This window comes from Microcoleus sp. B9-D4 (assembly GCF_036705105.1).
GTDB lineage: Bacteria > Cyanobacteriota > Cyanobacteriia > Cyanobacteriales > Microcoleaceae > Microcoleus.
This window is the reverse complement of sequence record NZ_JAUBTS010000076.1, coordinates 1,359-28,067: the sequence shown is the minus strand read 5'-3', so window position 1 is coordinate 28,067 and position 26,709 is coordinate 1,359. Positions and strand designations below refer to the sequence as shown.

General features: G+C 46.1%; 17 protein-coding genes and 1 pseudogene. 11 read left to right on the top strand and 7 right to left on the bottom strand.

Translation table 11 applies throughout. The features are described 5' to 3' along the window. The first annotated feature begins 223 nt into the window (after nucleotides 1-223). Nucleotides 224-1,273: a Fe(3+) ABC transporter substrate-binding protein gene (locus QUB24_RS29165; protein WP_333157108.1), complete on the top strand. Its 1,050-nt coding sequence runs from the start codon at nucleotides 224-226 to the stop codon at nucleotides 1,271-1,273. 65 nt (nucleotides 1,274-1,338) lie between these two features. Here QUB24_RS29165 and QUB24_RS29160 read toward each other — a convergent pair whose 3' ends face one another. Together QUB24_RS29160 and QUB24_RS29155 are read right to left on the bottom strand one after the other, a co-directional pair. After that, nucleotides 1,339-1,860 (bottom strand): pentapeptide repeat-containing protein, encoded by a 522-nt coding sequence (locus QUB24_RS29160; RefSeq protein ID WP_333157107.1) that lies wholly within the window; start codon nucleotides 1,858-1,860, stop codon nucleotides 1,339-1,341. A gap of 269 nt (nucleotides 1,861-2,129) precedes the next feature. Further along, nucleotides 2,130-3,836, bottom strand: coding sequence for an iron ABC transporter permease (locus QUB24_RS29155; protein WP_333157106.1), 1,707 nt, complete (start codon nucleotides 3,834-3,836; stop codon nucleotides 2,130-2,132). A gap of 126 nt (nucleotides 3,837-3,962) precedes the next feature. Here QUB24_RS29155 and QUB24_RS29150 point away from each other — a divergent pair, with 126 nt between their 5' ends. Then, complete coding sequence (locus QUB24_RS29150) at nucleotides 3,963-5,051, top strand: ABC transporter ATP-binding protein (RefSeq protein ID WP_333157105.1); 1,089 nt, start codon at nucleotides 3,963-3,965, stop codon at nucleotides 5,049-5,051. Nucleotides 5,052-5,147: 96 nt separating this feature from the next. On the opposite strand, the gene QUB24_RS29145 is transcribed toward QUB24_RS29150, so the two are convergent. Then, nucleotides 5,148-5,483, bottom strand: coding sequence for an element excision factor XisI family protein (locus tag QUB24_RS29145; protein WP_333157104.1), 336 nt, complete (start codon nucleotides 5,481-5,483; stop codon nucleotides 5,148-5,150). Then, complete coding sequence (locus QUB24_RS29140) at nucleotides 5,468-5,887, bottom strand: XisH family protein (protein ID WP_333157103.1); 420 nt, start codon at nucleotides 5,885-5,887, stop codon at nucleotides 5,468-5,470. Before QUB24_RS29140 ends, QUB24_RS29145 begins: the two co-directional genes overlap by 16 nt. Before the next feature lie 146 nt (nucleotides 5,888-6,033). Here QUB24_RS29140 and QUB24_RS29135 point away from each other — a divergent pair, with 146 nt between their 5' ends. Further along, nucleotides 6,034-6,768 carry a DCL family protein gene (locus QUB24_RS29135; RefSeq protein ID WP_333157102.1) on the top strand — a complete coding sequence of 245 codons (735 nt, stop codon included), beginning with the start codon at nucleotides 6,034-6,036 and terminating at the stop codon, nucleotides 6,766-6,768. A 203-nt stretch (nucleotides 6,769-6,971) separates the two neighbouring features. On the opposite strand, the pseudogene QUB24_RS29130 reads toward QUB24_RS29135, so the two are convergent. Next, nucleotides 6,972-7,079 (bottom strand): annotated as a pseudogene (locus QUB24_RS29130) (Uma2 family endonuclease); the annotation flags it as partial. Between the two features lie 148 nt (nucleotides 7,080-7,227). Beyond that, complete coding sequence (locus QUB24_RS29125) at nucleotides 7,228-7,998, bottom strand: TerC family protein (RefSeq protein WP_333157101.1); 771 nt, start codon at nucleotides 7,996-7,998, stop codon at nucleotides 7,228-7,230. Between the two features lie 338 nt (nucleotides 7,999-8,336). On the opposite strand from QUB24_RS29125, the gene psaM reads away from it, so the two are divergent. Next, on the top strand, nucleotides 8,337-8,432 hold the full coding sequence (gene psaM, locus QUB24_RS29120) for a photosystem I reaction center subunit XII (RefSeq protein ID WP_015174804.1): 96 nt from the start codon (nucleotides 8,337-8,339) through the stop codon (nucleotides 8,430-8,432). 285 nt (nucleotides 8,433-8,717) lie between these two features. Further along, nucleotides 8,718-9,134: a slr1601 family putative cell division protein gene (locus tag QUB24_RS29115; RefSeq protein WP_333081435.1), complete on the top strand. Its 417-nt coding sequence runs from the start codon at nucleotides 8,718-8,720 to the stop codon at nucleotides 9,132-9,134. Nucleotides 9,135-9,357: 223 nt separating this feature from the next. On the opposite strand, the gene ctpA is transcribed toward QUB24_RS29115, so the two are convergent. Further along, complete coding sequence (gene ctpA, locus QUB24_RS29110) at nucleotides 9,358-10,596, bottom strand: carboxyl-terminal processing protease CtpA (RefSeq protein WP_333157100.1); 1,239 nt, start codon at nucleotides 10,594-10,596, stop codon at nucleotides 9,358-9,360. A gap of 604 nt (nucleotides 10,597-11,200) precedes the next feature. On the opposite strand from ctpA, the gene QUB24_RS29105 reads away from it, so the two are divergent. The 6 genes from QUB24_RS29105 to QUB24_RS29080 form a co-directional block, all read left to right on the top strand. Beyond that, the gene (locus tag QUB24_RS29105; RefSeq protein WP_333157099.1) at nucleotides 11,201-18,643 is read left to right on the top strand and encodes a DUF4347 domain-containing protein; all 7,443 of its coding nucleotides are present in this window, start codon (nucleotides 11,201-11,203) and stop codon (nucleotides 18,641-18,643) included. A 352-nt stretch (nucleotides 18,644-18,995) separates the two neighbouring features. Beyond that, on the top strand, nucleotides 18,996-20,057 hold the full coding sequence (locus QUB24_RS29100; protein ID WP_333157098.1) for a calcium-binding protein: 1,062 nt from the start codon (nucleotides 18,996-18,998) through the stop codon (nucleotides 20,055-20,057). Nucleotides 20,058-20,654: 597 nt separating this feature from the next. Beyond that, on the top strand, nucleotides 20,655-21,323 hold the full coding sequence (gene petB, locus QUB24_RS29095) for a cytochrome b6 (RefSeq protein ID WP_015174799.1): 669 nt from the start codon (nucleotides 20,655-20,657) through the stop codon (nucleotides 21,321-21,323). 183 nt (nucleotides 21,324-21,506) lie between these two features. Beyond that, nucleotides 21,507-21,989, top strand: coding sequence for a cytochrome b6-f complex subunit IV (gene petD, locus QUB24_RS29090; RefSeq protein WP_333051797.1), 483 nt, complete (start codon nucleotides 21,507-21,509; stop codon nucleotides 21,987-21,989). Nucleotides 21,990-22,396: 407 nt separating this feature from the next. Next, on the top strand, nucleotides 22,397-23,293 hold the full coding sequence (locus QUB24_RS29085) for an AraC family transcriptional regulator (RefSeq protein WP_333157097.1): 897 nt from the start codon (nucleotides 22,397-22,399) through the stop codon (nucleotides 23,291-23,293). Nucleotides 23,294-23,699: 406 nt separating this feature from the next. Next, nucleotides 23,700-26,709, top strand: a 3,010-nt coding sequence (locus QUB24_RS29080) for a DUF7948 domain-containing protein (protein ID WP_333157096.1), incomplete at its 3' end; no start/stop codon positions are given.

Here is a 26,709-nt window from a genome sequence, read left to right as displayed (position 1 = left end):
CGAAAATCCTCAAGAAAGAGCATTTATCCGTGGGGTCGCCTCTAAAATCTAAAATCTAAAATCTAAAATCGATTGACCAGCAGTGCGTCAGCCCTAAAATAGTTACGATCTCGATCATCAAATAAGAATTACTTGCATTAATATAGTAAAGCACTGACTATAGATGGCTGTAGATACACCATCGTGTCAATTACCAGATGAAAAAATCTATCATTATAGAACAATGAGCATTTCTCGGCGTATTTTTCTTGCCAGTGGTACAGCAATGGCTGTCGTGGCCCTGGGGGAACTAAGCAAAAAAGCCCCTGTCGCAGCCCAAACCGGGACTCTCAACCTTTATTCAGCACGTCACTACGACACTGATAATGAGTTGTACCAAAGCTTCACCAAAAAAACTGGGCTCAAGGTTAACCTCGTTGAGGCGGATGCTGATCAACTAATTGAACGGATCAAAAGTGAAGGTGCAAATAGCCCCGCTGATGTTTTCATCACGGTGGATGGTGGACGTTTGTGGCGGGCAAAACAAGCCGGTATTCTGCAACCTGTTTCTTCAACAGTCCTGACATCGGCAATTCCAGCAAGTTTGCGAGATCCTCAAGGTTTCTGGTTTGGTCTATCGCGCCGGGCACGGGTGATTGTTTATAACAAAAGCAAGGTGAACCCTACCCTGTTGTCAACCTATGAGGCGCTGACAGAACCTCGGTGGAAAGGCAAAATTTTAGTGCGATCGTCCACTAATATCTATAATCAGTCTCTGGTTGGGGCTATGTTAGCAGCTCATGGAGCTCAAAAAACAGAAGCTTGGGCGCGAGGATTGGTGGCTAATTTTGCACGTCCTCCAGAGGGAAATGATACGGCACAAATCAAGGCTGTTGCTGATGGGGTAGGCGATATTGCCATTGTTAATACCTATTATGTAGCTCGCTTAATGAAATCGAAAGATCCAGCAGAAAAAGCGATCGCCGCGAAAGTAGGTGTATTTTTCCCGAACCAGCGCGATCGCGGTACCCACGTCAATATTTGTGGTGCTGGTGTAGTCAAAACCTCCCGTAACAAAGCAGGCGCGATCAAATTCTTGGAACACTTAGCCAGTCGCGAAGCGCAACAAATTTTTGCTAGGAGTAATAACGAATACCCTGTGATTTCAGGTGTGGCGATCGATCCTGTAGTGGCAAGTTTTGGTACATTCAAATCTGACCCTCTAAACCCTGATGTGTTTGGGAAAAATAACCCCGAAGCTTTAAAGGTTGCCGATCGGGCAGGATGGAAATAGAGGCTTTTTGAACAAGAAGCTACTCTTTGTGATTCGGCGGTTGAAACCGCCGAATCCCCTCAACTTTAATTTTTAATTTTACCATCCGGCATTATAGCGCCTTTCAGGTTTGCCCCTTTCAGGTTTGCCCCAGTCAAATCAGCACTATTTAAGTCAGTTTCACTTAAATCGGCATTACTAAGATTGGCATTATTCAGTTTTGCACCTCGCAAAAAAGCCCCCTTGAGATTAGCATTACTCAAATCAGCATTTGTGAGATCTGCAGAAAATAAACCTGCTTTTTCCAGAGAAGCACCTTTTAAATTTGCACCTTTGAGATTGACGCTATCGAGTAAGGCTTCATTAAGTTTGACCTTTTCTAGCATTGCACCTTCCAACTTAGCACCATTGAGATTAGCGCTTGTTAAATCAAGGTTGCTTAACTTGGTATCAGTCAGGTCACATCCTGGACATTGCTTAGTTTTTTGTAATGTTTCGAGAGGGCTGGCCGCCTGTTTTTGGCATCCAAAGGTGACAAAAATAGTAAGCAGTAAGAAGGAGATTGTGCCAGTAGTGCGGGTAAACATTGCTGATTTTTTATTAATCATCTTGATTTATGAAGGAAAAAGGAAGAGGGAAGAAGGGTTGATACATTCTCCTGAAACCCGCCAGGGAATAAATTCCCCCTCTTATAGCTAAAGTCGGTTGAAACCGACTGAAATCCTAGCTGTATAGTCGTCTTCAGACGACTTTAGCTATGAGACAGGGGTTTCAACCCCTGTCGGACTTTCGCTCTCTCGACAGGGGTTTCAACCCCTGTCGGACTATAGCTTTCAAAGAATCAATCAGCCCTGCAACCAGGAAATAGATTTGGGGGTTATACTGTTGAAGACTTGCGCGATCGCGCAATTTTCCAACTTAATAAAATAACCGGTAACATCCCCACTAAAACAATTGCCAAGGCTGGGCCCGAAGCTTCGGCCAATCGCTCATCTGAGGCAAGTTGATAAGTTCGCACCGCCAAGGTATCAAAGTTAAAAGGTCTAATAATTATAGTAGCAGGTAACTCTTTCATTACATCAACGAATACTAACATCATGGCAGTTAGTAAACCTCCCGTCATCATTGGTGTATGAACTGTAACTAAAGTTTGAATCGGGCTATAACCCAAACTTCTCGCCGCATCATCTAAATTAGGCTTAATTTTGCTCAAACTTGACTCCACGGCATTTAAAGAAACAGCTAGGAAGCGAACTATATAGGCAAATACCAAAGCTGCGATCGTACCACTTAACAACAAGCCTGTAGAAATTCCCCAGTTTTCACGCATCCAACTATCAAATAGATTGTCAAATTTTCCAATGGGAACCATAATCCCCACTGCAATAACAGAACCAGGTACAGCATAGCCCATTGCCGCAACTCTCGTTCCCAACTGCACTCCTAAATTAGGATATAACCGTAAGCCATAAGCCATAATCAAGGCAATAACTACTGCTAAAATTGCTGTCAGTGTTGCCAAAATTAAACTATGACGGGCAAATATCCAAAAGCGTTCATCTAAGGTTAGCTGCCAATTAGCTAAGGTCAACTTGACTAAAAAACCCGCTGGCAATAAAAAACCAAAAAATAGCGGAATAAAACAAGCCATTACCGCTAAGATTTCCCTAATTCCTTTAAGTTGATAAGTTTGTAGTTGGCGATAGCGGCTGCTAGCTTGATAATATTTAGTCCGACTCCGCGACCAGCGTTCTAGTAATATTAAACCCAGAACAAATAATAATAGCATCGCCGCTAATTGATTGGCTGCAATTCGTTCTCCCATGCCAAACCAAGTCCGATAAATACCTGTGGTGAATGTATCCACTCCAAAATACTGAACAGTACCATAATCGTTGAGAGTTTCCATCAAAGCCAGTGCTAAACCTGCTACAATTGCGGGTCTTGCCATTGGTAAGGCAACTGTCATAAAACTCCGCCAAGGGCTACAGCCAAGTATTCTACTAGCTTCTAGGGTACAAGTTGATTGCTCCAAAAAGGCAACTCTTGTTAATAGGTAGACGTAGGGATATAAAACTAAGATTAGCATTAAGATTGCTCCAGGGAGCGATCGCACGTTAGGAAACCAATAGTCTCCATAACTCCAGCCAAAAATATAACGTAAAGCAGTTTGAACTGGGCCGGAAAATTCTAAAAAGTCTGTATAAGTATAAGCTAGGACATAAGCTGGGGCCGCTAAGGGTAACAGTAATGCCCATTCAAATACGCGACTGGCCCGAAAGCGACACATTGTTACTAGCCATGCACATCCTACGCCAATCACGACAACACCAAAGCCTACGCCGATCATTAACAATAAAGAGTTGACGATATAACGGGTTAAAACTGTATCGGTTAAATGTTGCCATGTATCTTTAGCTTCAAAAAAGATACTGGATAAGACACTGATGACTGGTATGGCGATCGGCAATGCTAAAGCGATAACCGCAAGTGTCCACCCACTAGCGGATAAACCGCGTAAGGTCGATAGCCATTGGATTGTCCTGATTCCTGTTTGCTGTAGTGATTTTTGGGAATTTTTCATTGCTAGTAAAAAGTCTAGCTTGCTAGTTTATCAGTATGTGTAAACATTTGTCAAGTCTTTATGATAATTAATCTCACTAAACTGGTATATTGTAGAATAGTAAGTTGTTGATTATTTATAGCAATAATGGCTCGATCGATAATTCTGCATTTGGATGGTGTCACAAAACAGTATTCCCAAGCAGCATCACCTGCGGTGGCATCTGTCACCCTGACTTTACATCAAGGAGATATACTGGGGTTGTTGGGGCCATCGGGTTGTGGGAAAACAACGTTGCTGCGGTTAATTGCTGGTTTTGAACAGCTACAAGCAGGGACGATCGCCCTAGCAGGGAAAACTGTAGCCAGTGTTAATATGTCAGTCCCGCCTGAACAGCGAGACATTGGTATGGTGTTTCAAGACTATGCACTCTTCCCCCATTTGACAGTCGCGAAAAATGTAGCTTTTGGCTTAACGCATCAAGGAAAAGAGTCAAAGCATAATATTCAGAAAGGTGTCACCGAAGCATTAGCGCTGGTGGGATTAGAAGGATTGGAAAACCGTTATCCCCATGAATTATCCGGGGGTCAGCAACAGCGAGTGGCGCTGGCCCGTGCTTTAGCCCCTAGACCTGCGATTATTTTACTAGATGAACCGTTGAGTAATTTAGATGTACAAGTACGGTTAAGATTGCGTCAAGAAGTCCGCGAGATTCTCAAAGCAACGGGAACCTCTGGTGTATTTGTCACCCACGATCGCGAAGAAGCACTTTCGATTTCAGATTGGGTAGCCGTGATGCGTCAAGGCAAATTAGAACAGTTTGGCACTCCAGAGGAAGTTTATCAAGAACCAGCATCTCGATTTGTGGCTGAGTTTGTGACTCAAGCTAATTTTGTTTCTGCATCGCTAAAGCAGGATTTTTGGGAAACAGAAGTAGGTTGTTTTGCTGTTAAAGGAGATTCATTTGTAAAAGTTCCTTGTGATGTTTCTACTGAAGGAGAATTGATGATCCGGCAGGAAGACTTGAGTTTATACTTAGATGAAGATTCGGCTGTTGTGGTTTGCGATCGCCAATTTTTAGGTAGAGAAAATCGTTATTGTTTAAAAACACCTTCTGGCGAAAAGTTATATGCACTCACAACCACAGGGAATGTTTTTCCCATTGGTTCTAAAGTTCGGTTATCTTGTGGTGATAATTCTCCCTTAGCTTTCTTTGTCGGTAAGCCTAGGCCATAGCTAATGGCTAATTGCTAATAGGGGAAAAATCCTCCCCCTCTTCCCATCTCCCAGTCTCCCCCTCTTCCTTCTTCCTTCTTCCTTCTTCCTTCTTCCTCATACTGTCTGATAGGTTTTCTGTCTATCGCTGTGGTCAGGGAAGGGGCTAGTCACGATATCCTCTGCTTTTATACCCGCTGCAATCAGCGCTTGGCTTAGACCTTCCTCGAAGTTATCTTCTTCAATTACAACTTGATTATCGACTAAACGAGCATGAAACAGAATCGTGTCAATCCAGCGCTGTTTATCCCAGCCTGTAGCGAGAATCAGAAAGTGACCAGAATCGACATCACAGACGGGGTAAAGCTGGATCGCTTGTAAACGGGGTTGGGCGCGAGTTGCTTCTTGCAGGGTTTTTTTGAGGATGTCTGCATAGCTTAGTGAGTTATCCATTGGAGAATCACCTCTTGACTTGGTTCGTAAACTAATAAGTTAATTTTATTTCGCTGGACGGCTAACTGAAAAATCGGTTTTTGAAAGTGTTTAATGTAGATGGCTTGGCTCACAGCTAAAAACAACTGACGCTCCGGCTCTTGCCCTTCCAATGCCCATTGGTAAAGCTGAAGCTGTCCCATCGTTTTTTCCAGTTCACTGATGACTGAGGGTGAATCGAAGTCTTTGATTTCAACAGCGATTTTCTGCCCTTCTTTTTCCGCAGTAAAAAACTTTTCTGCTCCTAAGTCGGCTTTCAAAAGTGTCTGTTCTAACACTAAGACTAAAGGATCGTCCGTAATTGTCCACCCGTCTTTTTCGAGGGTGCGACGTAGAGAGAAGTGTAAATTATCGCGTCTAGACATTCGACATTCGAGAATTGAGGTTAGGAAAGATAAGCAGGGACTTTTTGAACTCCTATGTCTTGCAGATATCGCTTATTATGATATAGGGTAACACATCTGCGATACAATTTAAGTTATACGTCATATAAAACTGGTAGGGAGTTTAAATGGCAAGGCAACCAATTGTTCTCAATGGAATAGAGTTCAAATTCCAGAAAGATGCTATTGAACACTTCAGAAATATGTTGGAGCGCTATCGAAATGGTCAAAGCATAGCAGGTGATGATCACGATATGTTACTAGCTCTTCTGGAGCGCCATCCTGAAGCAGATAAAAAGATTGGATGTGGTATAAAACGTTTGTACAAATATAGAACCGATATGCCGACAAGTTGCTTTTGGATAGAAAGAACAGATGGATCTAAAACAGATTTTTCTTATCGCACAGCGATTTCTGCTAAAGGAAAGTCTCTTTATCAAGATTTTTTAGAAGCCTGCCGTGCCGCTGTTCAAGATGATCTTCGGCTAACTAAAAAAATATTCTTTGAAAAGTTTGCCGATCAGGATGGAAGAGTTGAATGCGATATTACTGGTGATAAAGTAGCTATTTATGAGAGCCATCTTGACCATAAAAAGCCCTTGACATTTCAGGTTCTTGTGAACACTTTTATTGGCGCTAATGATATTGAAATAAAACCTGAAATGTTGTTAATGTCCCAGGATGCCCAGTTTCAAACAACTATGATTGATCAAGAGTTAAAGGATAAGTTTCGACGATATCATCATAAAATGGCGCAGCTTAGGGTTATTAAAGCGGAACAAAATCTTAGTCTTGGCGGCTCGGAGAGAATTCGGAAGAGCCGTAATCCTGTATTGATTCCTAATGAACTTGTAGGTGACTGACGTATCACATCCCTGTGGGAGTGGATTGACTCAGATTTCTGGTGCATCGCGAATTTTTCTGGCAGCCACTCAACAGAAATGTTACATTTTTTACCGACAGGTGAAATGCGATCGCCCGCAACTCCTTCTCATCGATCGCCCTCTTTCCCTCTCCTCAAAAAATACAGCAACCACCAAGGCTAAAATCAGATCCGGATCGCCAATCCCGTCAGCCACAAATTCCCCTCGCTATCCCACCAGTCTAACCATTGCTGAGTCTGATTTTGATAACTGCCTTCCCATAGGCCCAATTGTACTCCTATAAGTTCGATCGGCTACTGAAGGGAACAATATTAAAAAATAAAAGCCTTTCATCCCCGGACTAAAGTCACCGGGATGAAAGGCTTTTGCACGTTTTGACCAGCCTTCAATCTGGTTGGTTTGACAGATTTAAGCTAATTTTATTCAAATGAAAGTATCTTAAATTTCGGACTTCTGTCCTTGCGATTCTGGCACAGCAACTTCTGAATCCGGCTGATTCAGAGCCATTTCTAGAGATTTTGCAATCTCGACTGGCTCAGGAGTACGCTTAGAAAATCCCCAGACAAACATCAAGACGATACTGGAAACTAGCAGCCATTGCGGAGGAACTAAATCCGGATTAATTACTTTCACCAACAACCGCATTCCCACGAACCCAACTGTGATGTAACCAGCACTTTCTAGATGAACGAACTCATCCAGCCAGCGGATGAACAACCCTGCCATGAATCGCAGGGCAATAATTCCAATAGTAGCGCCTGTTACGACGATAAAAGTGTCGTCAGAAACAGCGATCGCAGTAGTAACGCTATCCAATGAAAACGCTAAATCCGTAAAAGCAATCATGGGAATTGCTTGCCACACAGTCGCAAATCTGGGCCCGTGATGTTCTCCTTCAGAGTCTGTATCTGAAGTAAAATGTTGGAAAACAAGCCACAGCAGGTAAAGAGCACCCAGCAGCTCAAACTGCCAGTATTGGATCACCCAAGTAGCCGTTAAAATTAGGGCGATCCGCAGAACAAAAGCAATTATCAAACCCAAGTTGAGAGCTTTTTGCTGATCCTTGGCATCTTCCAAACCTTTAGAAATAGACGCCAGGGCGATCGCGTTGTCAGCCGAAAGTACAGCCTCCAAAGCCACCAAAACCAACAATAATAAAAAGCCGTCAACTCCAAAATTGGGTGAAGCGTCGAGAAATTGATCTAGCATTAACTATTTTGTGCACCTAAAATTGGCAAGGGTCGAGCGCAGCGCAAATTACCCGCTCTGTCTAACATTAGTGTCACCTTCACTTCAATCTTAACCTAATGCGGTAATTCTGTGGGAGGCGATCGTCCGAACAACGTCCGAAAGAAGCAGTCCCAGGAAACAAGGAAAAATTCTCCCCCTCCGACACTCAAAAACTGCGCCACTGCGCCACTGCGCCACTGCGCCACTCCTCCCCGGAGGCAGCATTTGTGTTGCAAGTTGTAACAAATGATTCCCAAAAGCGCCAATTTGTCTCAAATTGGTGAAAGCTCGTCCCCGCGAAAAGGAGTTTTGCGAATATGTCTTTAACAGATACCCAAGTCTACGTAGCGCTCGTAATTGCTTTGATTCCCGGAATCTTGGCTTTCCGGCTGTCAACTGAACTGTACAAATAGTTTCCAGACAACAGTTGCGAACCGCAAAACGCCTGCCTGAGCAGTTAAATCTCTCGCATTACAGATACAGACAATTGCTGCCCCAGTGCAGTAGATTGTTTGTGTTCAGCAAGACGAGACTGCAAGGGCAGGCATTTTTATGGGGAAATTCCGTCTTCATGCGTCACCTTTGTCTCAACAATTTTGGCTGTCAGCACCCTGACTAACAGCGGCGAGTGTGCGTTAAGCTCAGAATTTGCTCTGTTGAACTCCAAAACGTCAGTCTCAGGTATTTGAAAAAAAATTATGCAAGCGATTCAACCCACCGTTACCCCACTGCGTCCTGTAAAAAACTCCCCTCGGGTTACTCCTCGTCGCAGCAGCAGCCGCCAGCGTTCCTACCCTCACCAAACCCTCGCGGCCGAAACAGGCGTCAAGTTGGCAGTCAACATGGTACTTTCAGTCTGTGCCACTTCTGCTTTGCTTCAGCTTTGGCCTCACTACCGGGCGGTGCAAGAAAAATTGCACGAAATCCAAGCTGAAGTCAATCTTACCCAAGGGCGAGTAAATCAGTCGCGATCGGACTTTAACCGCTACTTTGACCCTAGTCTGGCTAAAACTGTGATGCAAGAGCAAAGCAACCAAGCTGACCCGCAGCAGCGTCAGGTGATTTTGCAAGAAGCCGATGTACCCGAAGCCGAGGAATCAACCCCGCAACCTTAAGGGAACGGCTGTTTTGGGTTTTGATATCACGTCCGATGTGCATCATTCTTGTATGTCATTGGTTCGCACAGCGAAGAATGACAGATGAATCTGTCGGACTTGATATCACTTTTAAATAAAAGAGTTTTTTTGATGATTCTTTTCTGTCCGGGCGAAGCAAACGCAGAGACAGACAGACCTGCGTATTGTCACCTGTTGCAATCTCAAAACTTCAAACTCAGGCTTATACTGACTTGGCCAGCACGGTTTTTTCTTTCAGTAGTTGCAGTGCAGCTTGATATTGCAAGTCTGCTGCGGTGCCGATTTGATCGCGCGCGATAGGTTCCAAAGGCACTACGCGATCGGGCGCAATCCCCAGCTTGTTAATATCTTTATGGTTCGGTGTCTCGTACTTAGCAACAGTCACGGCCAACCCGGAACCGTCAGACAAATCAAACAGCGACTGAATCAGTCCTTTGCCAAAAGTCTTTTCTCCTACCAGTTGAGCTCTGCCGTTATCTTGCAGCGCACCCGCCAAAATTTCGCTAGCACTGGCAGTTCCCTTGTTCACCAAAACAATCAGCGGATCGTTAGTTAGGGCTTTTCCAGAGGCTTCAAAACTGCCGAGAATGCCTTGTCTGTTCACCGTGTAGACGATCGTCCCGGAATCGAGCCACAGGCGGGCAATTTCAATCCCTGCTTGCAACAGTCCGCCCGGGTTGTTCCGTAGGTCGAGAATGTAGGCGGCTGCTCCTTGTTTTTCCAAGCGGTCGATCGCGTGAGCGACTTCCTCAGTGGCATTAGCGCTGAATTGACTCAAGCGAATGTAGCCCACCGGCAAATTCTCCGACGCCGACTGCAATTCGGCGTAAACCGGATTCAGAGCAATGCGATCGCGCACTAGCTCAATGTCCTCAGCAGCGTCCCTTCCCTCGCGCCCCAAGGTCAAGGTAACGGCAGTGCCGATGCGGCCGCGCATTCGAGTTGCAGCCTCGTCTAGGCTCAATTCTGAGGTAGGAGTGCCGTCAATTTTCAGAATGCGATCGAGGGGTTGGATGCCAGCTTTATCTGCCGGTGAGCCAGCCAAAGGAGCCACCACAGTCAGGGTATTTGTCTGGGGGTCGATCGCAATTTGCAGCCCCACTCCCGTCAATTCTCCCGAAGTATTGACCTGCAGGCTGCGGTACTGTTCGGGTTTTAGCAGTCGAGTGAACGGGTCGTCGAGATTCGCCAGCATCCCCTGAATCGCCGTGTAAGTCTGCTGTCTGTCGTTAAGCGGTTGCTTGACAGCTTTTTGGCGAATCGACCACCAGTTTTGAGAGTTGAAGCTGTCGTCCACATAAGAACGGTTAACAATTCGCCAAGCTTCGCTCAATAGCTGCTGTTCAGGAGTCAGCGCCGCGGCAGGCTGCGCCCACCCACCTAGAACTAGGACGACTTGGAGGCAAAGTAAAATAGCAATCTGGAAAACTCGTCTGTGCATGATTGTTCTGTAAAATACCAGTAAGTATTACATTTTATGTATTTTACGTTTGTACGTTGGGAACGCTGTTGCAGATTTAACTCGCCTTTTGAACGATCGCTCGCGTCCCGCTGGCACTTGTAAATCAATATAAGCGATCGGTCGTCGATGATATTACACGATCGTCTCAGGAATAGGGCGTGATTCGCTGGCGCCCTGGGCTGGCGTCCCCAGCGAGGGATTGGTTGTAAACCTGGTTCGACTCTCCGCAGAGATACTAAAGCACCTCCTGACTATCTCGATTAGTCTTGGACGCATCGGAGTTGAGAAACCGGGTTTGATGTACGAAAGGACGCGTTATCACGCGCCGATTCGGTAAAAAATTCGGTTTCTGAGTCTCGGAGTGCCTCCAGGAGTGTCTGTCTGGATGCAACAAGATTTACTGGCATCCGTACATCATCGATACGTTAAAAATCAATGATTATATAGTTGGTTAAGTTATTAAAAGTTATATTAATTTTTGATAACGAAAGTGGGAAAAACAAATATTTTTTGGATGGCTGTTAAACAAAAACATAAGTCATAGGATATCCTAATATTTTATTTTAATTTTAGCAGGTGTGTCATGGTAAACTCACTAACTCCACTTTCCACAAAAGCGATCGCATTTATCGATGCTGCCGTCCCCGACCCTCAAACTTTAATCGACGGCGTTATCCCTGAAACCGAAGTAATTCAATTAGAGTCAAACCGCAACAGCCTGGAACAAATTGCCGAAGCTTTGCAGGGAAGGAAATTTTCAGTAATTCACATTATTGCTCACGGGCAACCCGGTTGTGTGCAACTGGGGAACGTTGAATTGAGTTGGAAAAATTTGAGTGATCGCGCCAGTAATTTCGTGCAAGCAGTCCAAGGATGGGCGCGATCGCTGACAGCAAATGCCGAAATTATGATCTACGGCTGCAATGTTGGCCAAGGAAATATAGGCAAAGCATTTGTAAACAGCCTGAGTCAACTAACAGGGGCAAGTGTTGCTGCTTCTGAGAATCTGACAGGTTGTGCAGAAGGTGGCGGCGACTGGGAATTGGCAGTGACAGCGGGGACAATTAAAGCTGGCATTGCATTTGGGCCAGAAGCGATCGCAGCTTACGGCCACGTTCTCAATACGTTTAAACAAACACCTACTGGCTTGACAACAGGAAATCTCCCTACAGCTATTGTTAGCCAGGACTTGAACGGAGATGGTCTTCTCGATTTAGCCGTAGCTAACAGAAGTTCTGACAGTGTGTCGATCTTGTTGGGAACAGGTCAAGGTAATTTTGGAACTGCTACTAACTTGACCTTGGGGAGTGCAGGATCTCCCAGCGGTATTGTTGCGGGCAATTTTAATGGGGATACGCTTCCCGATTTAGCTGTATCGGTAGCAATTGGCGGCGATATAGGAGGAGGGGCTTATGTCTTTTTAGGAACAGGGCAAGGCAACTTTAGCAATCCTAACAACTTTGGCCCTGGGATCACTAAAGAGGCGATCGCTGCGGGAGATTTTAATCAAGACACCTTCGCTGACTTAGTTGTGGCAGAAGAGAACCAAGTTTCTATTGCTTTAGGCAATAATCAAGGAACTTTTGGTGAGTTTAACAATGTGGGGACTGCAATCAGCCCCTTAGCGATCGCGATCGGAGATTTTAACGGCGACAACAATCTCGATGTTGTTGCCACTAACAGGAGTCCGGCTAACAGCGTTTCTATTTTTTTCGGTACGGGTCAAGGCACTTTTGGCAATCCAACCAACTTGAATGTCGGCACAAATCCCAGCGCGATCGCAGTTGGAGATTTTAACGCTGACGGCAGTTCCGATCTGGCTGTAACCGCAGGCCAGAACGTATCAATTTTATCAGGGACAGGTCAAGGCACTTTTAGCAATCCTGCTAACTTTAATGTTGGGTCAGGTCCTAATGATATTGCCGTTGGTGATTTCAACGCTGACGGTCAACCCGATTTAGCTGTAGCGAACGTCAGTTCTAATGATGTTTCAATTTTAACTGGCACCGGTCAAGGAACGTTTAACGGGCCGTTTAATTATAATACCGGGGGAACCACTCCGAGCGCGATCGCGGTTGGAGATTTTAACTCTGATACCAGACCAGATATTGCTGTCGCAAATACCAACAGTAACACAGTTTCAATTCTGTTGAATGTGCTATTGAAAGCAAGTTTTGCTAATTCTGCGTACAGCAGCCTTGAAGGAGACGCAGATGCGACTGTTAATATTCCTGTGACACTCGAAGACGGTTTACGATTTACAGACTTGATTGTACCGATCGCAACTGTTTTGCCCGTTCCTGCTGGCACCTCACTAGCTACTCAAGATTCTGACTATGCTCTTTCTACTAATACTCTCACTTTTCCCGCAGGTAGCGGCAGTTTGACTCAAAATATAGCTGTCACTATCAAACCAGACAACCTTGCAGAAATAGATGAAGCAGTTGTCTTGAGTTTTGGTACGAGTCCGGGAGGAGGAGGGTTTGGAGGTACAATCTCTGAAACAACCCTAACAATTCCTGCTAACGATCCGATTATTTACACAGTTGGTGCTAGTGCTGGTACTGTTCCTGAAGGCAACGCCGGCACAAATCCACTGATATTTACTGTTAGTCGCAGTGGCGGTACTGATACAGCAGGGACTGTCGATTATGCAATTGGTGGCACTGCAACCAACGGCAGCGATTACAACAATATCGGCGGCACTTCTGGCGCAACAAGTACGACTGGTCTGATTAATTTTGCCTCTGGCGAAACATCGAAAACTGTCACCCTCGATGTGTTGGGTGATGATAGCGTTGAACCAGACGAAACTATTACCGTCACTCTATCAAATCCCGTCACATTGCCTGATGGCGGTCTTCCCGGCGGCAGTTCGACAATTGGTACTGCTAGTGCGACAACTACTATTACTAATGACGACACTGCTGGAATTGCCGTCAATCCCGATAGCGGATTAATTACAACAGAAGCAGGAGGAACAGCAACATTTACTGTCCAACTCAACTCTGAACCAACTGCTAACGTGACTGTTGGCTTAAGCAGTTCCAATGTTGCCGAGGGAACAGTTTCTACACCCTCGCTGACATTCACTCCCGCCAATTGGAGTGCGCCGCAAACAGTAACAGTAACAGGCGTTGACGACAATATTGCTGACGGCAATCAAACTTACAATATTGTCACCGCTGCGGCTGTTAGTACAGACAGCAATTACAGCAATTTCAGTGCTGCCGATGTCAGCGTTACGAATAGCGACAATGAAACTGCCGGCATTACCGTTAATCCCACAGCAGGATTAACTACAACAGAAGCGGGAGGTACGGCAAATTTCAGTGTTGTCCTCAACACTCAACCTACGGCACCTGTTACGGTAGCTTTAAGCAGTTCCAATCCTGCTGAAGGAACAGTTTCTACTAATAGCTTAAGTTTCACTCCCAATAACTGGAATCAGGCGCAGACGGTAACGGTGACAGGTGTTGGCGACAATATCGCTGACGGCGATATTGCTTACACTATTGTCACTGAGGCTGCTGTTAGTACAGACAGCAATTACAGCAATTTCAGTGCTGCCGATGTCAGCGTTACTAACAGCGACAGCGATACTGTCGGCGTTACCGTTAATCCCGCCAGTACCACAGCAGCAGAAGGCGGTGCAACGGGAATTTATACACTTCAGCTAAATTCGCAGCCAACAGCGCCGGTAACAGTCAGCTTTGACGGGGGGAATCAAATAAGTGCGATCGCCCCCATTAGCTTCGACAGCACTAATTGGAATATTGCCCAAACTGTAACTTTGACTGCGACGGATGACACAGTTGTAGAAGGTACTCACACAGGCACAATCAATCACGCGGTAACAAGTACCGACGCGAAATATAGCGCAATTGCGATCGGGCGTGTCACTGTCGCCATTACCGACAATGACACGCCAACACCGCCAACACCGCCAACACCGCCAACACCGCCAACACCGCCAACACCGCCCACACCGCCCACCCCCCCCCCCCCGCCCCCCCCCCCCCCCCCCCCCACACCGCCAACACCGCCAACACCGCCAACACCGCCAACACCGCCAACACCGCCCACACCGCCCACACCAACACCAACGCCAATTACATCGCCCACACCGCCAACACCGCCCACACCAACACCAACGCCAATTACATCGCCCACACCGCCAACACCGCCAACACCAACACCAACGCCAACACCGCCAACACCAACACCAACGCCAATTACATCGCCCACACCGCCAACACCGCCAATTACATCGCCAACACCGCCAATTACATCGCCAACACCGCCAATTACATCGCCAACACCGCCAACACCAACACCAACACCGCCAACACCAACACCAACACCGCCAACACCAACACCAACGCCAATTACATCGCCAACACCGCCAACACCGCCAATTACATCGCCAACACCGCCAATTACATCGCCAACACCGCCAACACCAACACCGCCAACACCAACACCAACATCGCCAACACCGCCAATTACATCGCCAACACCGCCAACACCGCCAATTACATCGCCAACACCGCCAACACCGACACCTCTAATTGCACCAACACCAACACCAACGCCTACATTTTTGCCGCCGACACCACCACAAATCATCATGCCGCCGGCGATACCTGCTGATAATTTAGCCAGAAAGATAGTTGTAGGTTCCAGTACCGGAAGCTACAGCGATGCTATCAGTAGCAGCAACATTGATGATTACTACAAATTCAGTTTAGGTGCTAGCAATGACTTCAACTTGTCGCTGGCAGGAATGAATGCAGATGCTAAAGTTGAGTTGCTCGACAGTCGCGGAAATACGATCGCCAGTTCCAACAATTTGGGTAGCGCATCTGAGTCAATTAACCGCACTTTAGAACACGGTACTTACTACGTTCGAGTTTCCTCAGCCAACGGTGCAGATACTCCTTACAATCTCAACTTGTCTGTCGTACCCCGTCTTCCAGGCATCACCACTACAGGTTCAGATGCCCGAGTCTACAAAGCTGGAGAGTTGATCTCAGTTATAGACGGAACATTCGCTCCCACCACTGACATATCTGGCCCGCTGATTAACATCGATGATTTCCGCGCAGCACCGCGTTTTGCCGGAATAGACGGCAATGGTTTTGCAACAGTAATTTTGGATACTGGCATCGATCTAGACGACCCATTTTTTGGTTCTGATAGTGATTCAGACGGTATTGCCGATCGCATTGTCTACGATTACGATTACGCCTATGGCGATGACGAAGCTGACGACGTTGACGGACACGGTTCAAACGTCTCTAGTATTGTTACTTCCCAAAATGGAGTCCACACAGGGATGGCACCCCGTGCTAACATCATTCATCTCAAAGTTTTGGATGATACGGGCAACGGCAGTTTCGCAGATATAGAACAAGCTTTGCAGTGGGTGATAGAAAACGCAGCAGCGTACAATATCGCCAGTGTGAATATGTCGCTGGGTGATAGCGGCAATTACAACACCTCCCAAACACGCAGCCTTAGCGATGAACTAGCAGAACTAGCAGCACGGAATGTAATTGTTGTTTCCGCATCAGGTAACGCTTTCGGGCCATTCGGCTATAACAGCGTTCAGGGTGTTTCCTACCCTGCCGCCGATGCTAACTCACTCTCAATTGGTGCGGTGTATGATGCGAACTTGGGTTATCGGACACACGGCTTTGGCGCGATCGGCTATACCACCGATGCCGATCGCATTACACCATATTCTCAGCGCCATTCTACTTTAACAACGGTGTTTGCTCCCGGAACTTTAATTACCGGTGCTGGCCCGGACGCCCCTTTGACTAGCTATTCCGGTACCAGTCAAGCTGCACCTCATGTTGCTGGAGTAGCAGTGCTAGCGCAACAGTTAGCCCAGCGAGATTTGGGCCGCCGACTGACACCAACTGAGTTTGCGAATTTCTTGCAGTCAACCGGCGTCACGATTAATGACGGCGACGACGAAGACGATAACGTGACCAATACTGGCTTAAACTTCAAGCGCGTTGATATGCTGGCTTTGGCTCAAGGTATTGTCGGGAACAACCCGCCAGTTGTCAATCGTTCTGTGTTTTCTCAAAGTGCAGCGCTAGGTTTTTCTCAAAGTGGTAATGCTTTTAATTTAGCAGGAAATACCTATACTGACACCGATCCGGGCGACAGCATTAATTATTCGATCGCCCTGGCAAATTTGAGCGATTTAAGTTCATCTGCATTTACCTGGGAAACCGATCTCAATGGCGGTTTGTATCGCCAACCAAATGCCGATTCAAGTTTCCCGCAAATTCCTTTGCCTTCCTGGCTAACTTTTAATTCCGCAACCCGTACTATCAATTTAGGCCCAACTCGCCCGTCAACTTTTGACTATTGGTTAAAAGTAACGGGAACTGATGAATCTGGCGCGAGTGTTAGCGAGGTAATTCGGTTCAAGAGTTATGGCCTCGCCGGTTTTGTGATTGACGGTTATATCGCTGGCGCTACAGTCTTTTTTGACGCTAACAAGAACGGGGTACTTGATGCTAGCGAACCTTCTGCTACTACTGCGGATAACGGGGAATTCGATCTCGATCTCGACTCGAACATTTTTGACAAAAATCAAAATGGCGAACTCGATCCAGAGGAAGGCAATATTGTTGCTTTCGGCGGCATTGATACGGCAACTGGTTTGCCCTTGGAAACGCCGGTCACTGCCCCGCCTTACGCTACTGTTGTCACTTTGTTAACCAGTTTAGTAGCGGATTTAATTGACAAAGGAATTGACAGCGATCGCGCCGAATCTCTCGTCAAATCTTCTCTTTCCATTCCCGCGAATGTTGATATAACGGGTTTAGATCCGATCGCAGCTACCGAAAACGCGATCGCGGGTGGAGTAGAAACTTTGACTGCAATGGTCAAGGTACAAAACGTCATTACCCAAACTGCTGCTTTAATAGACGGTGGGTCGATTCTGGACAATACCGACAGCGTAAAAGCAGTTGTAAGTGCGATCGTTCAACAAATTCAATCGGGGACTACTCTCAATCTCAGCGATGCCAACCAGTTAGCAACAATTGTCGATCGCGCCGCCACAGCAGCGCAACAATTTGACTCGGATTTAAACACTCAGCAATTGTTGCAAATTGCCCCGGATGCAGCTAAGGTAATGGCCCAAGCAAATCAGCGCGTTGACCAAGTTGTATCCAACACTGCAACAGCTTCAATTAACCGAGAAGTTGCCCGCGTGCAAAAAGTAGCCCTAGGCGCAACCTCTGAAGACTTAAAAGCAGTCGGTACAGGTACGAAATCGATCGCCCAAGTTATTGCCGAAAATACTGGTACTGCCTTAGATACCAAAATTCAACAAACGACATTGCCCGATACACCTGCTGTGGCGGTGATTGAAGGAGAAATAGATGCGATCGCAGCAAACTCCAATCTCATCGGCACTGACGGCGACGACAGCCTCTCCGGCGACAGCGGCAGCGATACAATGGCCGGCAAACGCGGCAATGATACTCTCAGCGGTTTGGGTGGCAACGACTGGATGCACGGCAATCAAGGCAATGATTCTCTCGACGGTAGCGAGGGCGATGACACTGTTTACGGCGGCAAAGAAAGCGATAATTTGTTCGGCAATAATGGGGAAGATATCCTATTTGGAAATCGCGGTCAAGATAGCTTGAGTGGAGGTGAAGGCAATGACAGTCTTTACGGCGGTCAAGCTAGCGATATTCTGCTGGGCGGTAACGGAGCTGATTTTCTCAGTGGTGACAACGGCGATGACAGTTTGATAGGAGGAAATGGGAGCGATCGCTTCTTAATTTCAGCCAATTCTGGCAGCGATATCATTGTTGATTTTGAAGCCGGTATCGACTTCCTCGCACTTGCAGACAATTTAACCTTCTCGCAGCTTTCTATTATCCCTAGCAACAGTGCAACTTTAATCACCTTGACAGCAACTGGCGAAATTTTAGCGGCTATCACTGGCGTGACAGCTAACCAAATTAGCATCGCTGATTTCAGTTAAAATATTAGGGACACAGGCAAATCCTGTGTCCCTGAAATTCCTTTTCTAGTAAGCTGTTTTCCATTTAAATTGTGTGTCAAAAATTACTCAATTTATTGTGCGATGGGCTTCTAGCCCGTCCCGAATATGCAATTTAAACGCGCAACAGCTTAAGACTTCAGTTTTTTCTTACAGATTTGGGTCAATCAAGATTTGCATTCCTTACTACAAAAGGTCAATCAGAACTAAAGTCTTTACAAAATCCACAATTAAAAATTTGAAATTGCGGGGAGGGTAAAAATCTAAAATCTAAAATCTAAAATCTAAAATTGAGTGACTGTACTTGTGAAATAGTTTTCAGGAGGACAAGTTTATGGTAGTTATATGCGGTGACAATTTCGATAATTTGCTAGCCGGTGAAATTGGCGATGATTCCCTGTGCGGGCTGGGAGGCAATGATACTCTATCTGGTTTGGGTGGTAATGACACTTTAGATGGCGGAGAAGGAAATGATAGTCTCGCAGGTGGAGTCGGTAGCGATCGCCTTTTGGGCTACTCTGGTAACGACAGTCTCAGCGGTGGCGAAGGCAATGACAAACTTGAAGGAGGTGCCGGGAATGATCTTCTTGAGGGTGGCGAAGGCGCTGATTTAATCAGAGGAGAAGACAATAACGACAGTATCTTGGGAGGGTCTGGCAATGACTGTCTTATCGGCGGTCAAGGCAATGATACGGCGATCGGAGGAGATGGAGACGATCTCTTGTTTGGTAGCTTCAACAACGACTTGTTAATGGGTGGCAAAGATAACGATCTCCTGTTGGGAGACAGTGGGAACGACACTTTAAGAGGTGACTTAGATAATGACTACCTTAACGGCAATTCAGGAGACGATTTGCTTGAGGGAAATGAAGGCAGCGACACCCTGATTGGCGGGCCGGGCAATGACACATTAGTGGGTTACGGCTTTTCCTCAACAGTAGCACAAATTGATTATTTGATCGGGCAAGATGGAGCCGACTTATTTGTTCTCGGTTCGTCAAATGCCAGCCCTTACCTATTCTATAGCGGTGACAATGCCCATGCCGTTATTGAGGATTTTAACCGGGGCGAAGGCGACAAAATTCAAGTCGTTGGGTTCGTACAAGATCGTAATATTCCTCGCTTCTTCTTTTATCGATTTGAATCTTATGATGACGGTATGACACGGGGAACTCGGATATTTGTCGGATCGGATTTAATCGCCGACGTTAAAAATGTTACTGATGTGAATCTCTCAGATTGCGCGAGCGTTTCGACTGGGTTTACACCGCCATCGCGAGACTTTCCATCCTTGCCATCTCTGCCGGGAATTCGCTTTCCGATACCGCCGCGTCCCACTCCTTTCTCGCCCATACTGCCAGTTTTTGTGGAACGTTTGCTTCCTTTTCAATTGTGATAAAACTTACGGATGGGGGCAATCACCGATTTTTTTACGGAAGTAGGCAGGTTGCAGCCAGCAGATTTTGTTAGTAAAGACTGAAGTCCTGACTACAAAACAAGATTCGGTTGGACGATCGAACCTGTTCGGGTTACTCGATCGACCATGAGGGCGTTTGGGGCCAAAAGGTAAAGTTTTACGATCGAGATGAAATTTGGCCTCTCCGGGCAAACAGGTTTCCGGCTCGGACTGCTTTCTGTAGCTCAGCCCTACCCGCATAGTAGCTTGGGCGGATGTTGAGATTCCGAAAAAAGCCTTTTAAGTGTCCAAAAAGCGATCGCCCGCGTGAAAATTGCACGGCAATTATGTTACATTTTTTATCACAGTCTGGAATTCGATCGGGCAACGCCAGCGAGTAGGGACAAGCCACCGCTTAGTTTCCCAGGGCTTGCAGGCGATCGCACAAGAGAATTCCTTTCGTCAGCTCCAAATTTAAAAAATAGCCTCAGGCATTTGCTAGTAAAAGCAAGCTGCTCGGCGCGGGGCGACAAAAAACCTTGTGGCTGCTGCCCTGAACCTCAACCACAGCAATATTCTTTTAGGAATTCTGGCTCCATGTTTTCTAAACAAATCACCGACTCAAAAACCTACCAGTGGTTTGAGGAACGCCTGGAAATTCAGGCGCTCGCCGATGACATCACTACAAAGTATGTACCCCCGCACGTCAATATTTTCTACTGCTTGGGCGGAATTACTTTAGTTTGCTTTCTGATCCAGTTTGCCACCGGCTTCGCCATGACTTTCTATTACCGTCCCACGGTAGCAGAAGCTTTTTCTTCAGTGCAATACCTGATGACTGAAGTCAACTTCGGCTGGCTGATCCGCTCCATCCACCGCTGGTCTGCCAGCATGATGGTGCTGATGATGATTTTGCACATCTTCCGGGTTTATCTGACAGGCGGCTTCAAAAAGCCCCGCGAATTAACCTGGGTGACAGGAGTAATCTTGGCAGTCATCACTGTTTCTTTCGGTGTGACCGGCTATTCCCTGCCTTGGGATCAAATCGGTTACTGGGCAGTTAAAATCGTTTCCGGCGTCCCCGAAGCTATCCCGTTTGTCGGTTCTTTGATGGTGGAACTGCTGCGCGGCGGTGTCAGCGTCGGTCAAGGCACTTTGACTCGCTACTACAGCTTGCACACTTTTGTGTTGCCTTGGCTGATTGTAGTCTTCATGCTGGCTCACTTCTTGATGATTCGCAAGCAAGGTATCTCTGGCCCGTTGTAAGTTTTGAGTTGTGGGGGCGGTACTTTTTTTGCCCCCCGCTGAATTGTGAGTTGAAAATTCAGAATTCATCACTCATCATATTTATTTACGGTCAATACTTCCTGCGATCGCGCCGCTGATTCAGACTAACGAATACAGCGGAATCCCAGGCCCGGGTAAAACTAAAAGGAGAACACTCTCACTATGTCTATTATCAAAAAACCAGATTTGAGCGATCCCGCGCTCCGCGCTAAGCTCGCTAAGGGCATGGGTCACAACTATTACGGCGAACCAGCTTGGCCTAATGACTTGCTCTACGTTTTCCCTATAGTCATCATGGGAACGATTTCTCTGTGCGTGGGTTTGGCTGTACTAGACCCGGCTTTGGTTGGGGAAGCGGCTAATCCTTTTGCTACTCCGCTGGAAATTCTGCCGGAATGGTATTTGTGGCCTGTGTTCCAACTCCTGCGCGTTTTGCCTAACAAATTGTTGGGTATTGCTTGCATGGCTGGTGTTCCCGTGGGCTTGATTTTGATTCCGTTCATCGAGAATGTTAACAAGTTCCAAAATCCGTTCCGCCGCCCTGTTGCTACTACTGTTTTCCTGTTGGGAACTGCGGTAACTCTGTGGTTGGGTATTGGTGCTATTTTCCCGATCGACAAATCTTTCACACTGGGTCTTTTCTAAGATTTAAGTTTGCTTGATATTGACGCCTGCGGGTTTCCTGTAAAGTGCTTTTGTACTGGTGGGAAACTTTAGCGGGCGTCATTTGATTTTAGATTTTAGATTTTAGATTTTAGATTGGTGATTTTGGATTGGTGATTTTGGATGTTAGATGTTAGATTTTTGATTTTTGATTTTTGATTTATCGCTTTAAAAGTTAATAATTATCAGTAATTAATTGTGGGCGCAACGGCTGGTATAAAAGTGCCGATGCTCGATCGACTCTACACCGCCCTAGAGTCAAACTCCATTAATTTTTATTGCGGAACCTTGACAAACAGAGCTATAATATGTAAAAGGCTGGCTATCTTTTGTATAACTGCGGGAACTTCAGAGCTCTAGAATAACAGCAACTGCCCCAGGTGCAAGCTATGTCCTCAGAGAAAGCCTTAATTCTTGATTTTGCCCAGCCAGACGCGATGAAATCGATTCTCCCGATTCCCTCAATCCTGTCGAGTCACGGCACAAAATGGGAGGGAATTCACGTCGAATATCACCGTCAGCCAGCAGACGAAACTCCCGAACACTGTTTCCAACAACACAACATTGGGCTGATACTCAATTCAGTTACAGTAAACGGAATACTCAACGGGAAACACTACGGTAGCGAACCGTGGCAAAGAGGAGAGATTTTCATTGGTGGTGCTGGTACTGATTTCCAGTCAGGTGCAGTCGAAGATCCTGAATTTGTCGCGATCGCGATCGACCCTACCGACTTCGACAAAACAGTTGGCGAATCGACCAATTCAAACCTCATTGAAATTATACCGCACTGGAAAATCAGCGATCCTTTGATTCTCGGCATTGGCTGGGCCCTCAAAACCGAACTCGAATCAGGTGGATTAAACGGTACTCTTTATGTCGATGCACTGAAAAACGCGCTTTCAATGCACATACTTCACCGCTATTGTGCACAAAAACCGCATAGGCGAGATTTTGAAGGCGGTCTCGATCCTGTCAAATTGCAGATTGTTATTAACTACATAAATGACTACCTAAACCGAGATTTGCACATAGCTGAACTGGCTAACTTAGTGCAGATTAGTCCTTATTATTTCAGTCGTTTGTTCAAACAATCAATTGGAGTCACGCCCCATCTATACGTCACCAAGTGCCGGATTGAAAAAGCCAAACAGTTGTTGAAAAGGCAAGATTTATCAATAACCTATATCTCGGAGCAAGTCGGGTTTCACGACCAAAGTCACTTTAGCAAGACTTTCTGCAAAATCGTCGGTTTGACTCCTAAGAAATATCGCGCTCAACTTTAACAGCGATTTGTCGTTGGGTGGGGGCAGGTTTATGAGATTGTCGGTTTTAGGCAATTATTGTCGGTGAGGGGAGCCCCTACAGGAATTATATCTATTTGACCGGACATGATATTAATCCTGTAGGGGCGGGTTCACCAATATCTCTAATAGAAACGAGAAAGCCTATAAACCCGCCCCGGCCTTTAATCGCGGTCGATCGACCCGACACGATCAGAATCTGGTTGGAAATGCAGAAAACCAGCTACAAAAACCGAGTCCGTAGCCCGTGTTACAATTTTTAATCAACAATCCGAGAAATTTCGCAAGAAAATTGTATTTTTCGTAAATTTTTCGCAAGAATTTACTATACAGCAGAGCTGGTACTTGTATATACTTACTCGCATAACATGAACCAGGGGTACCAGCTATGAGCTCTCAAAATCAACAGGCATCTTACGGTCAAATTCCCTTAAGTTTTATTGCAAATGCTGGACAAACAGACCCCAATGTGAAATTCCAGGTAAAAGGCGCCGGTCACAGCATCTATTTCACTCCAAACGAAATCACCTTTACCGCTTTCCAGGCACCCAATGAACCGGGAAACCAAGCCACCAATTCTTCAATTGTACGCAGCAGCTTAGCCAACAGCAACCCGAATCCCACAATTTCCGGCCTGGAACAATTGCCGGGAGTTGCTAACTTTCTTGTAGGCGAAGATTCTAGTCAATGGCAGACTAATGTGCCTACTTTTAACGGCGTTGTTTATCAAAACGTCTATCAAGGAATTGACCGCGTTTTCAAAGGCACAGAAGGACAACTTAAAAGCGAGTTTCTAGTTGCACCTTTTGCAGATCCGAGTCAAATTAAGATGAATTATAGCGGTGTTAATAATATCCGCTTGCGTGACGACGGAGCACTGATATTAGAGACCCCCCTAGGCGAATTAATTGATAACGCACCGATAGTTTATCAAGATATCAACGGACAGCGGGTGAATGTTCCCGCCGCTTACAATTTATTAGGAAACGGTCAAGTTAATTTTAGTTTGGGATATTTTGACCCCACTCAACCCCTAGTTATTGACCCAGTTTTAGCTTACTCGACTTATCTAGGTGGCAGCGACAATGAAGGCGCCAACCGCATCACCGTAGATAGCACAGGTGCGGCTTACATTATTGGCACTACGCATTCTAACAATTTTCCTACTACTCCCGGTGCGTACCAAACCACGCTAGTAGGTGGAATAAGTGACATATTAGTTACCAAAATTAACCCCGAAGGAACTGCCTTAGTTTACTCTACATATATTGGTGGCCCTAACAATGATGAAGGTTTTGACATTGCGGTAGACAGTCAAGGAAATGCTTATTTAACCGGGCCAGTCAATCCGGGTTATCCAACTACAGCCGGTTCTTTTAAACCTACAGCAGATATTACGAGTGCTGCTGTAACTAAACTCAATGCGGCTGGGAATTCGTTAATTTATTCTACTTTTTTAGGCGGTAGCGCGATTGACGGTAATTTTTTCGGCGCTAGCGGGAGTAGCCTCGGCAACGGCATTAAAGTAGACAGTAGCGGTAATGCTTATGTTGTCGGGCCGACATACGGCGGTTTCCCCACCACTGACACTGCCTCCCAGTTTAATTACGGAGGCGGACTGGATGGGTTTCTTGCTAAAGTTAATCCCACCGGCAGTGCTTTAGTTTACTCTACCTACTTGGGCGGTAGCGGTACCGATGATGCTAAAGCCATTGCACTAGACAATTCTGGTAATGTCTGGGCTACCGGAAATACCAATTCGACTGACTTCCCGGGGGCAAATTTAGGCTTTCAAAATGCCATTGCAGGTGGTTATGATAATTTTGTCAGTAAATTTGACGCGAATGGTGCGCGCGCTTATTCCACTTATTTAGGTGGCAGCGGCGATGACTATGGTGCTGATATCGCTGTAGATAGTGGTGGAAATGCCTATGTTGTAGGAAATACCACTTCAACTGATTTTCCTACAGTTAATCCGATTCAAGCAGGTAATGGAGGTGGTGCTAAAGATGCTTTTGTCACCAAGATAAGTGCTAATAACTCTTTGGCTTATTCAACTTATTTGGGCGGCAGCGGAGAGGAGAATGGCGATCGCATTACTGTAGACAGTGCGGGTAATGCTTATGTGACGGGAAACACTACTTCGACTAATTTTCCGACTAAGAATGCGATTCAAAGTATCAGCGGTGGGGGGCAAGATGCTTTTATTACGAAAATCAATTCATCTGGTTCTGCCTTAGTAGATTCTACTTATCTTGGCGGCAGTGGCAACGACTTCGGTAGTGGTATTGCGGTGGATGCTTCTGGTGCAGTTTATGTGACGGGAGGTACTGCTTCTACTAACTTCCCAACAGCAACTCCTTTGCAAGCGGCGAATGGGGGAGGTGTTGCTGATGCTTTTATTACTAAAATCATTCCTGGGGGGCCACAGGTAAAGATTGTTGAGTCTGGCGGCAGCACTAATGTAGCTGAAAGCGGGACGACTGATACTTATACAGTTGTGCTGACTAATCAGCCTACTGCAAATGTGGCGATCGCACTTAATACCGACACTCAAATTCAACCGATTGCTGGCATTAGTTTCACTCCAACTAACTGGTTTGTACCGCAAACAGTGACAGTCAGTGCAGTTGATGATGCAGTAGCAGAAACTTCGCCACACAGCGGCCCGATTACTCACACTGCTATCAGTACCGATGCTAATTATAACGGCACTACAGCAAGTTTTACAGTCAATGGCACTGCTGGCAATACCGTCAATGCTAATATTACCGATAACGACACCGCAGGCGTTAGCATTACTCCTGCTAACACGACTGCGACGGAAGACGGTGCAACTGGAAGTTATACGGTTAAATTAAATACCCAACCGATCGCACCTGTTACGATTAACTTGGCTACAGGCAGTGAAATTCAACCAATTACCGCACTTACTTTTACAGCGAATAATTGGAATGTCGCTCAAACTGTTGCGGTGAAAGCAGTTGACGACAATTTAGTTGAAGGAAATCATGCAGGTGCGATCGCCCATACAGCTACCAGTACCGATACTAACTATAACAGCATCACAATTGGGGCTGTTAATGTCGCCATTACCGATAACGACACCGCAGGCGTTAGTATTACTCCTGCTAACACGACTGCGACGGAAGCCGGTGCAACTGGAACTTATAGCGTTAAATTAAATACCCAACCCATCGCACCTGTTACGATTAACGTGGCTACAGGCAGTCAAATTCAACCAATTACCGCACTTACTTTTACAGCGAATAATTGGAATGTCGCTCAAACTGTTGCGGTGGCTGCTGTTGATGACAATGCAGTTGAAGGAAATCATGCAGGTGCGATCGCCCATACAGCTACCAGTACCGATACTAACTATAACAGCATCACAATTG

What these genes read in the sequence shown, in the direction of transcription:
- QUB24_RS29160 (WP_333157107.1), bottom strand. Translation starts at nt 1,860, where the DNA reads ATGATTAATAAAAAATCAGCAATGTTTACCCGCACTACTGGCACAATC.
- QUB24_RS29125 (WP_333157101.1), bottom strand. Translation starts at nt 7,998, where the DNA reads ATGCTAGATCAATTTCTCGACGCTTCACCCAATTTTGGAGTTGACGGC.
- QUB24_RS29115 (WP_333081435.1), top strand. Translation starts at nt 8,718, where the DNA reads ATGCAAGCGATTCAACCCACCGTTACCCCACTGCGTCCTGTAAAAAAC.
- QUB24_RS29155 (WP_333157106.1), bottom strand. Translation starts at nt 3,836, where the DNA reads ATGAAAAATTCCCAAAAATCACTACAGCAAACAGGAATCAGGACAATC.
- QUB24_RS29135 (WP_333157102.1), top strand. Translation starts at nt 6,034, where the DNA reads ATGGCAAGGCAACCAATTGTTCTCAATGGAATAGAGTTCAAATTCCAG.
- QUB24_RS29085 (WP_333157097.1), top strand. Translation starts at nt 22,397, where the DNA reads ATGTCCTCAGAGAAAGCCTTAATTCTTGATTTTGCCCAGCCAGACGCG.
- psaM (WP_015174804.1), top strand. Translation starts at nt 8,337, where the DNA reads ATGTCTTTAACAGATACCCAAGTCTACGTAGCGCTCGTAATTGCTTTG.
- QUB24_RS29105 (WP_333157099.1), top strand. Translation starts at nt 11,201, where the DNA reads ATGGTAAACTCACTAACTCCACTTTCCACAAAAGCGATCGCATTTATC.
- petD (WP_333051797.1), top strand. Translation starts at nt 21,507, where the DNA reads ATGTCTATTATCAAAAAACCAGATTTGAGCGATCCCGCGCTCCGCGCT.
- petB (WP_015174799.1), top strand. Translation starts at nt 20,655, where the DNA reads ATGTTTTCTAAACAAATCACCGACTCAAAAACCTACCAGTGGTTTGAG.
- ctpA (WP_333157100.1), bottom strand. Translation starts at nt 10,596, where the DNA reads ATGCACAGACGAGTTTTCCAGATTGCTATTTTACTTTGCCTCCAAGTC.
- QUB24_RS29140 (WP_333157103.1), bottom strand. Translation starts at nt 5,887, where the DNA reads ATGTCTAGACGCGATAATTTACACTTCTCTCTACGTCGCACCCTCGAA.
- QUB24_RS29165 (WP_333157108.1), top strand. Translation starts at nt 224, where the DNA reads ATGAGCATTTCTCGGCGTATTTTTCTTGCCAGTGGTACAGCAATGGCT.
- QUB24_RS29100 (WP_333157098.1), top strand. Translation starts at nt 18,996, where the DNA reads ATGGTAGTTATATGCGGTGACAATTTCGATAATTTGCTAGCCGGTGAA.
- QUB24_RS29150 (WP_333157105.1), top strand. Translation starts at nt 3,963, where the DNA reads ATGGCTCGATCGATAATTCTGCATTTGGATGGTGTCACAAAACAGTAT.
- QUB24_RS29145 (WP_333157104.1), bottom strand. Translation starts at nt 5,483, where the DNA reads ATGGATAACTCACTAAGCTATGCAGACATCCTCAAAAAAACCCTGCAA.